We start from the raw sequence: 12,930 nt of genomic DNA, 5'->3' as shown, positions 1-12,930 counted from the left end.
GACTCAACGATCCCTCGGCTGCTCCGTTCCTTCCGGGGCCGCATCGCGTTCGACGACATGGTGCGAGAAGGCTCGGAGGGCCGCAAGGACGAGCACCGCGAGCAGCGCCACGCCTGCCGCAATGAGGTAGTAGCCCATCGCCGCAGCGACGCCGACGGCACCCGCAAGCCACATGCCCGCACCGGTCGTCAGCCCCTGCACGTTGCCTCGTTGCTGGAAGATGGCGCCCGCCCCAAGGAAAGCGATGCCGGCTGTCACCGCCTCGATGGCACGGATGGGATCGGCTGTGCTGCTGCCCCCGGCCAAAGCTTGATCGTAGATCTCGAAGGCAAGCGTCGTGAACAGCGCGGCGGCGACGGCGATCAGCATGTGCGTCCTGAGGCCGGCCGTGCCGTTGGCGGCGCCCCGCTCGAAGCCGATAGCCGCCCCCAGCAGCGCGGCGACGAGCAGGCGGAGGAAGATTATGTGCTGCGCGGTATGGTGGGTGTCCTGAAACCCGATGGAAGTAGCCCAATCCATGCCGACGCTCCTGTGACGCTTTGGGCGTTCAACGGGCGCCGGCGCGGCAGGTTCCGTCAGCTCTCGTAGCTGTCGTCGCCTTCCCGCATCAGCCGCCGCGGCCCGCTGCCCTCGCCCGCCAGACGATCGCCCGGGTTCATCAGCGGGCAGCTCGCGGTCGACAGGCACCCGCAGCCGATGCAGCCGTTGAGCTCGTCGCGCATGCGCGTCATCAGCACGATTCGGCGGGTGAGCTTTTCGTGCCAGTGCTCCGACATGCGCCGCCAGTCAGCAACGGTCGGCGCATGCCCGGCGGCGACGTGCGAGAGCGCCTCGGCCACCTCGGTGAGCGGGACGCCGAGCTCGGTGCCCATGCGCACGATGGCGAGGCGCCGCAGTACGTCGCGATCATAGCGCCGCTGGTTGCCCGATGTGCGATGGCTGCGGATCAGGCCCTTGCGTTCATAGAAGTGCAGCGCCGAGACGGCGAAGCCGCTACGCTCGGCCACCTGGCCTACTGTGAGTTCGCGCGACATTTTCGCATTTTGCCTCTTTACCTGAAGTAAGGTTGAGGTTGTAGCAGTAGCGCCCTGAGGCGGCCAGAGGGTCGACAGGCAACAAAGGCGATGGGTGACCCGATGGCGGAAACGAAGAATGGCTGGGCCGAAATGCTCAGCGGCGGCAATGCTCTGCCGGTGCTGGTGTTCGCCGGCGGCGTCGGCATGAACGCCATCGAAGTCTATATCGGTTCGACGCTGATGCCTTCGGTCGTGGCCGAGATCGGCGGGCTCGACCTGTTCGCGTGGGTGACGACGGTGTTCGTCGTGGCCTCGATCATTGCCTCGATTTTTGCGGCGGTGCGGCCGTTCGGCCTCGGGCCACGGCAGAACTACCTGATCGCGGCGGCCATGTTCGGCATCGGCAGCCTGATCTGCGGGCTCGCGCCGTCCATGCCGATTCTCCTCGCCGGGCGTGCGTTGCAGGGCTTCGGCGGCGGCCTGCTGGCGGCGCTGACCTTCATGATGGTGCGGCTGGTCTTCCCCGAGCACCTGTGGTCGCGTGCCTTCGCGCTGGCCTCGGGCATCTGGGGCGTCTCCACCCTGGTTGGCCCGTCCATCGGCGGCGTCTTCGCCGAACTGGGCATCTGGCGCTGGGCCTTCTTCATCCTTGTGCCCTGCGCCGCGCTGCTCGGCCTGCTCGCCGTCAGGGTGGTGCCGGCAAAGAGCAGCGAGGCCGGCATGAGCAGCCTGCCTATTCGCCAGATCGGGCTGATGATCGTCGCCGTGCTGGCGCTGTCCTCGGCCGGCGCGGTGTCGGGTAACGTGATGCTGGCCGGGGGCCTGACCGCCGTCGCCGTCCTGGCTCTCTTTGCGCTGGGCACGATCGAGCGGAACGCCGGCCAGAAGCTGTTCCCTACCGGCACCTTCCGCTTCGGCACCCTGCTCGCCTCGCTGTTCGGCATCATGGTGCTGCTGCAGATGGCGATCACCAGCGACATCTTCATTCCGCTGTTCATGCAGACGCTGCACGGCCTCGGCCCGCTCACCTCCGGCTACATGGTGGCGCTGGTCGCGGTCGGCTGGAGCACCAGCTCGATGATAACGGCCGGCTGGACCGAGGGGCGGGCGCGCCTGCTGATCTCCGGCGGCCCGCTGCTGGTGCTTGTCGCGGCAGTTGGCCTCGCGCTCTTCGTCGGCCATGACAATCAGGGTTCGAGCCTGCTGTTCATCGTGCCGATCGGGCTGTCGCTGGTGATCATGGGCGTCGGCATCGGCACGGCGTGGACACAGCTGACCCCACGCGTGATGCAGGCAGCGCCCGACGGCGAGCACGATGTGACTTCGGCCGCGCTCAGCACCATCCAGCTCTTCGCCTCGGGCCTCGGTGCTGCGCTCGGCGGCCTGATCGTTAACCTCGCGGGCCTCGCCGCCGCGACGCCCACTCCGATCGCCGCGGCGAACTGGCTCTATGGCCTGTTCATCATTGTCGCGATCCTGGCGGTTCCCATCGGCTTCAGCATCGCGCGGACCGAGGCACGGTTCACCGCCGCCGCCCAGCCGGCGGAATAGCCGACCAATTTGCCGCCGGCCCCATTCCCGGCGGCATCCATCCTGACCGGGGGCGCGATGCTGCCTGCGCTCTTGGTCGGACTCGCGGTGCCGGCGATCATCGCGCTGGGCGTGATCGACCGGCACCGCGAAACTACCCGCTGGACCGTCTTCAGCCAGCGGCCGTCAGCTGATCAGCTAGCGCCTTGAAAAAACAGGATGTTTCGGAACCATTGTAGATCGCCCACGTTGATTTCTCCATGGCCCCCTTGCGGCCGCAACTTGGAGACTCAAAAATGGAAGGTCTGGGTTGGATTCTCAGCATCATCGTCGGCGCACTCGCCGGCTGGATCGCCGAGAAGATCATGAAGACGAACCAGGGACTGCTGATGAACATCGTCCTTGGCATCGTCGGTGCCGTGGTCGGTAACTTCCTGCTGATGCTGATCTTCGGTGCCACCATGGGTGGCATATTCGGTCAGCTGATCGTGGCGGTCATCGGCGCCTGCCTGCTTATCGCCATCGTCCGCGCCATCCGCGGTCGCAGGACGGTCTAGCTCCGCCGGCGCGGCGGCGAAGAGCTGCCGCGCCGCTAAACCGTCCTCAGCCAGCCGCCATCGACGAAATAGGTCGAGCCGGTCGAGTAGCTCGCTTTGTCCGAACAGATGAAGACGAAAAAGCTCGCCAGCTCTTCGGGGCTGGCGAAGCGCTTCATGCCGCCGGCCTCGTCCGCGACGCTCTGCAGGTGCGCCTGGTGGCCATCTTCGCCGGCAATCTGCTTGGCGGTCTTGACCCAGTCCGGCGTAAGCACGAGGCCCGGGTTGATGGTGTTGACCCGGATATTGTCGCCGACCACCTCGTTGGCGAGGGTTTTGCTGAACATCATCAGCGCCGCCTTGGTGGTGTTGTAGATCGGCTCGTACCAGAGCGGCTGGACAGCACAGATCGAAGCGTTGTGGACGATGGCGCCCCATTTGTGCGCCTTCATCTGCGGCACCAGCCCGCGGCCCAGGCGGACGGCCGCCATCACGTGCAGGTCCCAGTAATACTGCCACTTGGCGTCGTCGGCCTCGGCGATGGTCTCGTTCGAGCCGGTGCCGGCATTGTTGATGAGAATGTGGGCTCCGCCGAGCTGAGCCGCGGCCATGACGACCTTGGCACAGCCCTCGGCGGTCGCGACGTCCGCCGAGACGCCGTGGGCCTCGACGCCATATTTCACCCCGATCCGGGCGGCCTGGGCGTGCACGCGCTCGGCGCCACGCGCCGTGATCAGCACCCGCGCCCCCTCGGCGGCAAACCCTTCCGCCACCGCAAGGCCGATGCCGACGCTGCCGCCGGTGACGACAGCGAGCTTCCCTTTGAGACCGAGGTCCATCAGGCGTCTTCCATCAATATCTGCAGCTTCACATCCGTCGGTCGACCCTCCACCGCGCGGTCGAAGGCCTTGATCGAGTCCTCGAACGTGAACGTCTCGGAGATCAGCGGCTTGAGGTCGACGCGGCCCGACGCCATCAGGGCGATGGCGCGGTCGTATTGGTGGGCGTAGCGGAACACCGAGGCGATGGTGATTTCCTTCACCGACAGCGAGGCGATGTCGAAATTCACCGGCTCGACCGGGAGGCCGACGACAACGATGGTGCCGCCCGGCCGCACCACGTCGACGATGCCCTGCCAGGCTCGAGGGCTGCCCGAGCACTCGAACACCACATCCGCCCCCCATCTGTCCGTGAGCCGGTTGACCTCGTCGATGAGCTTCTTGTCCTTGATGTTGACGGGGATGATACCCTGGTACTTCGCAGCGATATCGAGCTTGGGCTGGGCGAGATCGGTGATGATCACCCGCGCGCAGCCACCGGCCAGCGCCGCCAGCGCCACCATGGTGCCGATCGGGCCGGCGCCCATGACGATGGCGGTGTCACCGGGCGTGATCTTGGCCTTGGTCGCCGCCTGCATGCCGACGGCGAATGGCTCGACCATCGCGCCCTCGGCAAAGCTGACATTGTCGGGCAGCTTGAACGTGTAGTTGGCCGGATGGACGACATAGGGCGTCAGCACGCCATGAATCGGCGGCGTCGCCCAAAAGGTCACCGCCGGATCGATATTGTACATGCCGAGCCGGCTGGCCTTGCTGTTGGGGTCCGGAACGCCCGGCTCCATGCAGACGCGGTCGCCCACCTTTAGGCTGGTGACCCCCGCCCCGACTTCGACGATCGTTCCCGCCGCCTCGTGTCCGAGCACCATCGGCGCGTTGACGACGAAAGGGCCGATGCGGCCATGGGTGTAGTAGTGGACGTCGGAGCCGCAGACGCCGACCGTGTGGAGCTTGATCTTCACCTGCCCGGGGCCGACCTCGGTCGGCAGGTCGATGTCACGGAGTTTTAGTTCGTGCTGCTTCTCGAGCACGAGCGCGCGCATTTTCGTCATTGGACTTGAGAGACTTCCTCGCCGACTTTGTAGTGATGGGTCGGGGCGGTCGCGCCTTCGGCCGGAGGCTTCATCGCCCCGGTCATGATCGCCACGGCATCCGACATCGAGAATTCCTTGGGGTTGATGATCGCGATGCGCTTGCCGAGCCGATGGATATGGATGCGGTCAGCCACCTCGAACACATGTGGCATGTTGTGTGAGATGAGGACGATCGGCAAGCCACGCTTCTTTACATCGAGCATCAGTTCGAGCACGCGCCGGCTCTCCTTGACGCCGAGCGCCGCCGTCGGCTCGTCCATGATCACGACGCGCGAGCCGAAGGCTGCTGCCCGCGCCACCGCCACGCCCTGACGCTGGCCACCGGACAGGGTTTCCACCGACTGGTGGATGTTCTGGATGGTGAGCAGGCCAAGTTCGCTGAGCTTTTCGCGCGCGATCTTCGCCATGCCGCCTCGATCGAGACGGCGGAAAATGCTGCCTGTCCAGCCCGGCTTCCGCAGCTCACGGCCGAGGAACATGTTGTCGGCGATCGACAGCGCCGGGCTCAGCGCGAGGTTCTGATACACCGTCTCGATGCCGGAGTTGCGGGCATCCATCGGCGAGCGGAAATGCACCGGCTGGCCATCGAGCAGAATCTCTCCGCTGTCGGGGATCACGGCGCCGCAGAGCGCCTTGATCAGCGTCGATTTGCCGGCCCCGTTGTCGCCGATCACCGCGAGGATCTCGTTGCGGCGGAGGTCGAAATCCGCGTTGTCGAGCGCCACGACGCGGCCGTAGCGCTTGTTGAGGCCCCTCCCCTCGAGAACGATATCCCCGGCATTGCCGGACGGCACGCCGCCCATACTGATCGTGTCGCTCATGCCGAAATCTTCCTGATCCATTGGTCGATGGTGACGGCGACGATGATCAAGACGCCGACTGCGAAATCCTGCCACAACAGGGCGAGGCCCGAGAGCGCCAGCCCGTTGCGGAAAACGCCTACAATGAGCGCGCCGAACAGCGTGCCCACGATCGAGCCGCGCCCGCCGAAGAGGCTCGTGCCGCCGATCACCACGGCGGTGATCGAATCGAGGTTGGCGGTCTGCCCGGCCTGCGGGCTGACACCGCCGATACGGCCGATCAGCACCCAGGCCGCTATGGCGCAGATGAGGCCGGCCAACGCATAGACCGCTAGCAGCACGCGATTGGTGTTGATACCCGAAAGGCGCGCCGCATCGGGATCGTCGCCGGTCGCGTAGACGTGACGGCCGAAGGCGGTGCGGCCGAGGATGTAGCTCAGGACGATCGCAAGGACGATCATCAGCACCGAACCGTAGGTGACCACCCAACCGCGCAGCCATGGCAGGTCGAGGCCGAAGAACATCCCAATGTCGTAGAGCTTGAAGAGCTTGCCGAGCCAGAGCAGGAACGGCGCTGCCGCCTCCATATCCTGCGAGCGGATGGTCTCGCTGTTGGAATAGAAGGTGTTGAGCGCGCCAAAAATGCTCCAGGTGCCGAGCGTCACGATGAACGGCGGTAACCGCAGCGCCGTGACCAGCAGGCCGTTGAGGAAGCCGCAGGCGAGGCCGGCGAGCAGCCCGAGCGGAAAGGCGATCCAGATCGGCACGCCGAAGTAGACGGCCGTGCGGCCCATCACCACCGAGCACAGGATCATGATCAGGCCGACGCTGAGGTCAATGCCGGCGGTGAGGATCACCAGCGTTTGCGCCATGCCGAGGATGGCGACGATCGTCACCTGCTGCAGCACGACGGAAAGGTTGAGCGGCGACAGGAATTTGCCTGGAGCCGCGACGGCGAAGATAACGCTCGCGACCACCAGCACGATCAGCGGGATCATGGTGGGGTATTCGTGCAATATCCCCTGGATGGTTCGAATGATCCCCTTGCGGTCTTCCTCGAAGCTCGCAACCTCCGTTGCGGCACTCTTCAGACCAGTTTCAGCAGCTGCCGAGCCGGCTGCATCGTCGCTCATTCTGTCCCCTCTCCCCTAAGGACGTGGTGGGTTGAATCGACGACCCCCATGCCGATGCTACGCCCGGCACGGGGGCCATCATAGTTGGTCTAGGCCGTCAAATCAGCCCCAGCAGAGCTCGGCGCCCTTAGTGGTGTCGATGGACTCGACGCCAGCGACGGGCTTGTCGGTGACGAGCGTTGCGCCCGTGTCGAGGAACCCCATTGCCGGGTCGATCGCCGGGATGGTGCCGCTTACGATCGCGTCGAGGGCCATCGAGGCCATCTTCAGCGGGTACTGCTGGCTGGTGGCGCCAATCACGCCCGACTTGACGTTGGCAACGCCCGGGCAGCCGCCGTCGACCGAGACGATCAGCACCGAGCCATCATCCTTGCCAACAGCCTTCAGCGCTTCGTAGGCGCCGGCCGCTGCCGGTTCGTTGATGGTGTAGATGACATTGACGTTCGGGCACTTCTGCAGCGCGTTCTCCATCGCGGTACGACCCTTTTCCTGGTCGCCCTGGCTGATTTCGTGCGTGCAGATGCGCGGATCGTCTTCGTCGCCGTACTTGTTGGGATCCTTCACGTCGATGCCGAAGCCGGCCATGAAGCCCTGGTCGCGCAGGTAGTCGACGGTCGGCTGGTTGGTGGCGAGGTCAAGCGCGACGATGACTGCGTCCTTTGCCTTATCCCCCAGCGTGCCAGCGGCCCACTGGCCGATCAGCATGCCGGCCTTGCGGTTGTCGGTGGCGAAGGTCGCGTCGGCGGCGTCCATCGGATCGAGCGGCGTATCGAGCACGATCACCTTCAGGCCGGCGTCACGGGCCTTCTGGATCGTCGGCACGATGGCCTTCGAATCCGAAGGGACGATGGCGAAGCCCTTGGAGCCTGCCGAGATCTGGTTCTCGATGCAGGCGACCTGACCATCATTGTCGCCGTCGAACTTGCCGGCGCAAGCGATGAGCTTTACCCCGAGCTCCTTGGCTTTCGCCTCGGCGCCCTCGCGCATCTTGACGAAGAACGGGTTGGTTTCGGTCTTGGTGATGAGACCAACCGTGACATCCTGCGCATAGGCCGTACCGGCCATCGCAGTGGCAATGAGCGCACCGGCGAGCGCAGTCTTCAGAAAACCGAGTCTTCCCATAAACTCCTCCCAATGTTGAACACCTGCCCTGCCCTCCGGTTGCTCCGGCGCGGATCAGGACAAGAGGCAAGGGCTAGTGCGCCATGCGCACCGTCCTCCCCCAGCCGTAGCTGATATCAGCGCAAGCCCAGCGTTCTGTCAATAAATTAGTCCACTTGATTTATTAATTGACATGTGGCCAGTCCGGGATAATCCTTTCGTTCGGGAGGGGGTGCGAACCCCATGTAATCGATTGCATTTTCGCTGCCGCCATGGCTTTGCTGCCGCGACGGGGAGCGATGAAGAATTGTCAACGAGTGCAGCCGAGAGGAGGTCGGGAGCGGTGGCCACCGGCGCCGGAAATCGAGAGAGCCTCAGGCCTGGCGCCGCTAGTCGCGGTACCAACCAGACCGGTGTGCGCCTCTACAACGAGCGTCTCGTGCTTTCGCTGATCCGCCGCCATGGCGATCTCCCCAAGGCCGACATTGCCCGCATGACCGGCCTGTCACCGCAGACCATCTCGATCATCACCAATGCACTCGAAGCTGACGGCCTGCTGCTGCGCGGCAATCCGCTGCGCGGCAAGGTGGGCCAGCCGCTGGTCCCCTACTCACTCAATCCCGAGGGCGCGCTCAGTTTCGGGCTGAAGATCGGGCGGCGCAGCGTCGATCTCTACCTGATCAACTTCACCGGCAAGATCCTGAAGCTGGTGCACAAGACCTACCCTTACCCCACCCCGGAGGGCATCCGGCGCTTTGCCCGCGAAGGCTTCGACAGCCTCGTCGCCGATCTGCCGCCGAGACTGGTGGCTCGTATTGCCGGCGTCGGTATCGCGGCGCCTTACGAGATGTGGACCTGGCACGAGGAGATCGGCGCCCCCAAGGCCGAGATCGACGCCTGGCGCCAGATCGATGTCCGCTCGATGGTGGCCGAGCTCTGTAGCTGGCCGGTTTATTTCGTGAACGACATCACCGCCGCCTGCGCGGCCGAGCTGATGTTCGGTGCCGGCGGGGAGTATCCCGACTACCTCTACGTCTTCATCGGCTCGTTCATCGGCGGCGGGCTGGTGCTGAACGGGCACCTCTTCCCCGGCCGCACGCTGAACGCCGCAGCGCTCGGCTCGATGCCGGCCCAGAACCCGGGCCACGCTGCCAGCTCCGGCCGCACCACCCAGCTGATGCACGTCGCCTCGATCTACACGCTCGAGCGCAAGCTTCTGGCGAAGGGCCGCAACCCCGAGATCCTGTGGCAATCGCCCGATGACTGGGGCGACGATCTCGGCCCAGTCCTCGACGAATGGATCGACGAGGTCGCCGACAGCCTCGCCTACTCGATCATCGCCGCCGTCGCGGTGATCGATGTCGAGACCGTGCTAATCGATGGCGCCTTCCCCACGCATGTCCGCACCCGCGTCATCGAGCGGACTGCGGCCGCCATCGCCCGGGTGAACCAGCAGGGCCTGTCGCCCTTCCGCCTGCTGCCCGGCAGCATCGGCAATGCGGCGCGCGCCATGGGCGGCGCCTCGCTGCCGTTGCTGGCAAATTTCACGCAGGATCGCGAAGTGCTGTTCAAGGACAACGCCTGAAAGTTCGCGTTGCAGAGGAATTCCGCCGACCGGTAACGCTTCGCAAAGCTTGCAATGACACTGTGGCCGGACTTCCAGACCGCGACCACGATGCCCACCACAGAAAGTGCCAAGCTAGGACGCAAGCTCTCCCTGGTCATCATGACCTCGGTGCTCGTGGTCTTTGCCGTCATCTTCGGCCTGCTCGGCAGCTTCGTGCTATGGACGGCCGACGAGGTCGACGAGGACGCGCTCGACCGCCAGAGCAGGCGGGTCGCCTATTTCGTTCGCGGGCAGCTCGACGCCATTCCCTATGACCAGCAGAGCATCACCATCTGGGACGACATGTTGGTCGCGCTGCGCGACAACGACGAGCGCTGGCTGCACATCAATGTCGGCAAGTGGACCTTCGACTATTTCGGCCACGACGAGAGCTACATCCTCGCGGGCGACCAGCCTGTCTACGCCTCGGTCGGTGGCGAGGACACCGACCCCGACACGTACGAGCGGCGCCGCGACCAGACACTGGGGCTCGTCGAACAACTGCGCGGCCTCACCAGCGCCGGCTATGTCGACGTCCCGCCATTCACAAGCGACTTCGTGCTGATCGACGGAAAACCGGCCATCATCAGCGTGTCGCCGATCGTCTCCGATACCGGAAATATCCAGCAGCAGGCCGGCCGCGAGCCGCTGCTCGTCAGCGTCGTCCATCTCGACAGCGACTACGAGCTGCGCCTCATCCAGCGCTACCAGCTGGAAGCCGGCCACTTCACCTCGCGCCCGGGCGGCACGGCGCTTGGCACGCTGCCGGTGACCAATCGGGCCGGCCGCATCGTCACCTTCTACGAATGGCAGCCGTATCGTCCCGGCGAAACACTGATGCAGCGGACGACGCCGGCGCTCGCGGGCGCCTTCATCATCATCCTGATCGTCGTTATCGCGCTCCTCGCCGTGCTGTGGCGCTCGTCCAGCGCGCTCGAGTCAAAGAGTGCCGAGGCGGAGCGGCAGGCCAGCATCGATCTGCTGACCGGACTGCCCAATCGCCTCAACTTCGATCGCCAGTTCGAGCATCGGCTGTCGGTACTGGCACTGCGCGATCCGCCACTGGCCCTGATGATGCTCGATCTCGATCGCTTCAAGCAGGTTAACGATACGCTCGGCCATCACGCCGGCGACGAACTGATCCGCGCCGTCGGTGAACGCCTTGCCGGCATCCTCGGCCCGACCGACGTGCTGGCCCGGCTCGGCGGCGACGAATTCGCCATCCTCCACATTTGCCACGCCGGCAGCGTCGAGGTCTCGGCCCTGGCCCAGCGCATCGTCGACGCCATCGCGAGGCCCTTCCGCGTGCAGGGCACCGACGCTTTCGTCGGCGTCTCCATCGGCATCGTCATCACCGGTGCGGGCATACTGGATAGCCGCGAGCTGAGCCGCAAGGCCGACATCGCGCTTTACGAGGCCAAGTCTGGCGGACGCAACCGCGCCGCCATCTACGAGCAGTCAATGGACGAACTGGTGCAGGGCCGGCACGTGATCGAGGCCGAACTGCGCGAAGCGCTGCGCGCGCCCGGCCAGCTTTGGGTCGCCTTCCAGCCGCTCTGCGGTCGCGATGACGGCCAGATCATTGGCGCCGAGGCCCTGCTGCGCTGGACCCACCCGACCCTGGGCGTGGTCGCCCCCCTGCAGTTCATCGCCATCGCCGAGAGCACCGGCCTCATTGAGCAACTGGGCGAGTTCGTGCTCCGCCGTGCCGCGCAGTTCGGCGCCCGCTGGCCGCACCGCACGATCGCCGTCAATATCTCCCCGGCCCAGCTTCGGAACCCGACCTTTCCGGAGCGGGTCTTCGCCATTCTCGATGAGACCGGCATGGAGCCGTCCGACCTAGAGATGGAGATTACCGAGGGTATCCTGCTGGACGACGAATCGACTGTCGCGCGGGCCATCCACAAGTTCCGGCAGGCCGGCATCAGCATCGCCCTCGACGATTTCGGCACCGGCTACTCGTCGCTGAACTATCTTAAGCGCTACCCGGTCGATCGCATCAAGATCGACCGCTCGTTCGTCAGCCAGCTGACCAATGCCGACGGCACGGAAGCCATTATCCAGGCCATGGTCACCCTGGCCCACGCCCTCGGCATCGAGGTCACGGCGGAGGGCGTCGAGACCGAGGTGCAATATCGCATCCTCGCCGCCAAGGGCTGCAACACCTTCCAGGGCTACCTCTTCTCCCCGCCCTTGACCGTGGGCGACATGACGGCACTCCTCACCGGCGCGCAGACCGAGGTACCCGAGGTCGCCTGAACGCGGGCTTGGCGGTCTAGCCGGCTGCGGCGAGCACGGCAGCCAGCCGCACCTCTCGCTGCCGCATCCCATTGGCGCCGTTGCCGCCCCCGGCCCAGAGTTCTGCGAGCCTGCCCTTGTCGAACAACGCATAGAGGCAAGGCGCGACGTAGCTCGCCCGGCAGATCGCCGGCGTGTTCTGCAAGAACGCGGCAACCTGCTTGGTGACCGCCGCCATCTGACGCTTCCGAGCGGACGGACTCTCGGCGGGCTCCAGCTTGGCCAGCGCCTCCGCTGCCAGTGCACTCGCGTGCATGGTGCGAAAGTCCTTGGTCGTGACCGGAGCCTTGCCGATCTCCTTGAGGTACCGGTTGATATCGTCGGTCCGAACCGGCCGCGCCGTGCCGTTTTCGTCGCGATACATGAGCAGGCGCCGACCGGGGATCGACTTCACTTTGCGCACCGCCTCGGCCAGGGCCTCGTCCCGAACCTCGTAGGCTGCCAGCTTGCCGCTTTTGGCCGGAAACCGCGTCGTCACGACATCGCCCTTCACCGAAACGTCCCGGCTGTAGAGCGTGCCCGCACCGCGGGTTCCGCGAGCATCGAGGTAGCGTTCGCGTCCAACCCGCATCGCCGTACGATCGATCACCGCGACGCCCAGCGCCAATGCCAGCGGCTTGCTGCCCGCCTCGCCAAGCAGATCCTCGCGGACGCGGCGGCGAATTCGCGGCAGCGCTTCGGCCAACCGCGCCAGTTGCTGCTGCTTGTGACGCGTGCGCCGTGCTTCCCAGTCGGGGTGGTAGATGTATTGCAGGCGCCCTGCCGCATCGGTACCGACCGCCTGGATGTGGGCGTTTGGCGCCATCGCGATCCGAACATCCTGCCACGCCGGCGGAATGCCCAGCCCTCTCACGCGCTTGTAAAGCTGGGAATCGGTGACCTTCTCGCCATCGGCGTCGCGCAGCCCGAAACCGCGGCCGTGCCGGACACGCTGGATCGTCAGATCCTCCCGCCCGACGCGCTTCAACCGCACCATATGG

The 12,930-nt window shown here is 65.5% G+C and carries 12 protein-coding genes; 4 read left to right on the top strand and 8 right to left on the bottom strand.

From position 1 onward, the window contains the following. Nucleotides 1-3 precede the first annotated feature (3 nt). Together ACOYW5_RS22685 and soxR are read right to left on the bottom strand one after the other, a co-directional pair. The gene (locus ACOYW5_RS22685) at nt 4-519 is read right to left on the bottom strand and encodes an MgtC/SapB family protein (protein WP_423067144.1); all 516 of its coding nucleotides are present in this window, start codon (nt 517-519) and stop codon (nt 4-6) included. Nucleotides 520-575: 56 nt separating this feature from the next. Next, entirely contained in the window at nt 576-1,034 is a 459-nt protein-coding gene (gene soxR / locus ACOYW5_RS22680; RefSeq protein ID WP_423067143.1) for a redox-sensitive transcriptional activator SoxR, read from the bottom strand. 102 nt (nt 1,035-1,136) lie between these two features. On the opposite strand from soxR, the gene ACOYW5_RS22675 reads away from it, so the two are divergent. Together ACOYW5_RS22675 and ACOYW5_RS22670 are read left to right on the top strand one after the other, a co-directional pair. Continuing rightward, entirely contained in the window at nt 1,137-2,567 is a 1,431-nt protein-coding gene (locus ACOYW5_RS22675) for an MFS transporter (RefSeq protein WP_423067142.1), read from the top strand. 275 nt (nt 2,568-2,842) lie between these two features. Further along, complete coding sequence (locus tag ACOYW5_RS22670) at nt 2,843-3,103, top strand: GlsB/YeaQ/YmgE family stress response membrane protein (protein ID WP_423067141.1); 261 nt, start codon at nt 2,843-2,845, stop codon at nt 3,101-3,103. 35 nt (nt 3,104-3,138) lie between these two features. On the opposite strand, the gene ACOYW5_RS22665 is transcribed toward ACOYW5_RS22670, so the two are convergent. The 5 genes from ACOYW5_RS22665 to ACOYW5_RS22645 all read right to left on the bottom strand — a co-directional run bounded on the left by ACOYW5_RS22665 (nt 3,139) and on the right by ACOYW5_RS22645 (nt 8,067). Continuing rightward, the gene (locus tag ACOYW5_RS22665) at nt 3,139-3,921 is read right to left on the bottom strand and encodes an SDR family NAD(P)-dependent oxidoreductase (protein ID WP_423067140.1); all 783 of its coding nucleotides are present in this window, start codon (nt 3,919-3,921) and stop codon (nt 3,139-3,141) included. Beyond that, the gene (locus ACOYW5_RS22660; protein WP_423067139.1) at nt 3,921-4,970 is read right to left on the bottom strand and encodes an NAD(P)-dependent alcohol dehydrogenase; all 1,050 of its coding nucleotides are present in this window, start codon (nt 4,968-4,970) and stop codon (nt 3,921-3,923) included. Before ACOYW5_RS22660 ends, ACOYW5_RS22665 begins: the two co-directional genes overlap by 1 nt. After that, entirely contained in the window at nt 4,967-5,833 is an 867-nt protein-coding gene (locus ACOYW5_RS22655; RefSeq protein WP_423067138.1) for an ATP-binding cassette domain-containing protein, read from the bottom strand. The genes ACOYW5_RS22660 and ACOYW5_RS22655 overlap by 4 nt, the downstream gene beginning before the upstream one ends. After that, complete coding sequence (locus ACOYW5_RS22650; RefSeq protein ID WP_423067137.1) at nt 5,830-6,945, bottom strand: ABC transporter permease; 1,116 nt, start codon at nt 6,943-6,945, stop codon at nt 5,830-5,832. The genes ACOYW5_RS22655 and ACOYW5_RS22650 overlap by 4 nt, the downstream gene beginning before the upstream one ends. Nucleotides 6,946-7,047: 102 nt before the next feature. After that, the gene (locus ACOYW5_RS22645) at nt 7,048-8,067 is read right to left on the bottom strand and encodes a substrate-binding domain-containing protein (protein ID WP_423067136.1); all 1,020 of its coding nucleotides are present in this window, start codon (nt 8,065-8,067) and stop codon (nt 7,048-7,050) included. A 322-nt stretch (nt 8,068-8,389) separates the two neighbouring features. Between ACOYW5_RS22645 and ACOYW5_RS22640 the strand changes: the two genes are divergently transcribed. After that, entirely contained in the window at nt 8,390-9,631 is a 1,242-nt protein-coding gene (locus tag ACOYW5_RS22640; protein WP_423067135.1) for an ROK family protein, read from the top strand. Nucleotides 9,632-9,685: 54 nt separating this feature from the next. Then, the gene (locus ACOYW5_RS22635; RefSeq protein WP_423067134.1) at nt 9,686-11,911 is read left to right on the top strand and encodes a putative bifunctional diguanylate cyclase/phosphodiesterase; all 2,226 of its coding nucleotides are present in this window, start codon (nt 9,686-9,688) and stop codon (nt 11,909-11,911) included. Nucleotides 11,912-11,927: 16 nt separating this feature from the next. On the opposite strand, the gene ACOYW5_RS22630 is transcribed toward ACOYW5_RS22635, so the two are convergent. Beyond that, nucleotides 11,928-12,926: a DNA topoisomerase IB gene (locus ACOYW5_RS22630; protein ID WP_423067133.1), complete on the bottom strand. Its 999-nt coding sequence runs from the start codon at nt 12,924-12,926 to the stop codon at nt 11,928-11,930. Between the last annotated feature and the right edge of the window lie 4 nt (nt 12,927-12,930).

Source organism: Devosia sp. CN2-171 (assembly GCF_049354815.1).
GTDB lineage: Bacteria > Pseudomonadota > Alphaproteobacteria > Rhizobiales > Devosiaceae > Devosia_A.
This window is presented reverse-complemented; position numbering and strand designations above follow the sequence as displayed.

Bases quoted from the DNA above. Each gene is read 5' to 3' on its own strand.
- ACOYW5_RS22665 (WP_423067140.1), bottom strand. From the start codon at position 3,921: ATGGACCTCGGTCTCAAAGGGAAGCTCGCTGTCGTCACCGGCGGCAGC.
- ACOYW5_RS22635 (WP_423067134.1), top strand. From the start codon at position 9,686: ATGACACTGTGGCCGGACTTCCAGACCGCGACCACGATGCCCACCACA.
- soxR (WP_423067143.1), bottom strand. From the start codon at position 1,034: ATGTCGCGCGAACTCACAGTAGGCCAGGTGGCCGAGCGTAGCGGCTTC.
- ACOYW5_RS22645 (WP_423067136.1), bottom strand. From the start codon at position 8,067: ATGGGAAGACTCGGTTTTCTGAAGACTGCGCTCGCCGGTGCGCTCATT.
- ACOYW5_RS22675 (WP_423067142.1), top strand. From the start codon at position 1,137: ATGGCGGAAACGAAGAATGGCTGGGCCGAAATGCTCAGCGGCGGCAAT.
- ACOYW5_RS22670 (WP_423067141.1), top strand. From the start codon at position 2,843: ATGGAAGGTCTGGGTTGGATTCTCAGCATCATCGTCGGCGCACTCGCC.
- ACOYW5_RS22655 (WP_423067138.1), bottom strand. From the start codon at position 5,833: ATGAGCGACACGATCAGTATGGGCGGCGTGCCGTCCGGCAATGCCGGG.
- ACOYW5_RS22685 (WP_423067144.1), bottom strand. From the start codon at position 519: ATGGATTGGGCTACTTCCATCGGGTTTCAGGACACCCACCATACCGCG.
- ACOYW5_RS22660 (WP_423067139.1), bottom strand. From the start codon at position 4,970: ATGACGAAAATGCGCGCGCTCGTGCTCGAGAAGCAGCACGAACTAAAA.
- ACOYW5_RS22630 (WP_423067133.1), bottom strand. From the start codon at position 12,926: ATGGTGCGGTTGAAGCGCGTCGGGCGGGAGGATCTGACGATCCAGCGT.
- ACOYW5_RS22650 (WP_423067137.1), bottom strand. From the start codon at position 6,945: ATGAGCGACGATGCAGCCGGCTCGGCAGCTGCTGAAACTGGTCTGAAG.